The sequence below is a fragment of the Oleiphilus sp. HI0067 genome (genome assembly GCF_001635735.1).
Genome location: NZ_LWFI01000406.1, coordinates 1 through 1,115 on the forward strand (window position 1 = coordinate 1; position 1,115 = coordinate 1,115).

General features: G+C 48.3%; 1 protein-coding gene. It reads right to left on the reverse strand.

What is annotated here, in order from left to right:
* Positions 1–37 precede the first annotated feature (37 nt).
* The coding region (rfaE2, locus tag A3739_RS04785) for a D-glycero-beta-D-manno-heptose 1-phosphate adenylyltransferase (RefSeq protein WP_068500514.1) at positions 38–1,115 on the reverse strand (1,078 nt) is incomplete at its 5' end.

A 1,115-nucleotide genomic window follows, 5' to 3' on the forward strand; every position in this document is an offset into this window, starting at 1 on the left:
CCTAAGAACGCAAACTGACTTTGGCGCGTCTTGCTGACTATTGGTCATCGTGTTGTTGGATTTTTTCGATGATGCGTGTGGTTGAGCAACCGTCTACAAAATCAATGACAGCAACCTGCCCGCCGTTTTTTTGGACGATATCTGCGCCTACGATCGTGTCGATGGTGTAATCACCACCTTTCGCCAATACATCCGGCATAACTGTTTCGATAAGGTAGAAAGGTGTGTCGTCGTATTGATCGCCTTTCACCTCTCCAAAAGGAAGGACCCAGTCGACGCTTGCGAGTCCGCCGATCACCGTAGCGCGTTCTTCATAACCATTCACGGGGCGTGTTTCACCTTTTAAGCGTTTAACGGATTCGTCTGAGTTTAATCCCAGTACAAGTCTATCGCCTAATGCTCGCGCTTTTTCTAAATAGCGTACATGCCCTGCATGAAGAATATCGAAGCAGCCGTTGGTGAATACAATTTTTTCGCCAGCAAGTTTGGCAAGCTCTATGTGACGCAATGTCTCTTCGTAAGTTTCGGTCTCGCGGGTTCCTCGATGTTCAAAGAACACACGATTTGCGATTTGGTAAAGCTCTTCAGGAGAAACTGTTTCGGCACCCAGTTTAGCCACGACGACTCCGGCTGCTAAATTCGCTATCTGCGCCGCATCTTCAAGAGGGGTGCCTGCCGCCATCATTAAGGCCAAGGTGCCGATGACTGTGTCGCCTGCACCGGTTACGTCAGCGACTTCAAGTACACGGGTTGGCATGTCATGTTTTGAGGAGGGTGTGATGACCGACATACCTTGCTCGCTGCGAGTCAGAAGGATGGCATCGAGATCGCATTTTGCCATCAGTGCTTTCGCTGAAGCGTGAATGCTCTCTTCGCTGTCGGTTTGACCTCCAGCAGCAATAAATTCTTTCAGGTTTGGCGTGATGACGTGTGCGCCACGGTAGACCGATAAATCTGAAGACTTTGGATCGACTAAGATTGTTTTGCCACGTTTGCGTGCTTCATGAATCATTTCTCCGACATAGCGTAAAGAGCCCTTGTTGTAGTCGGAAAAAATAACGAAATCATAGTTATCGATCTGAGCTATAAATTGTTCTTTCAAGGTTTGCGCATGC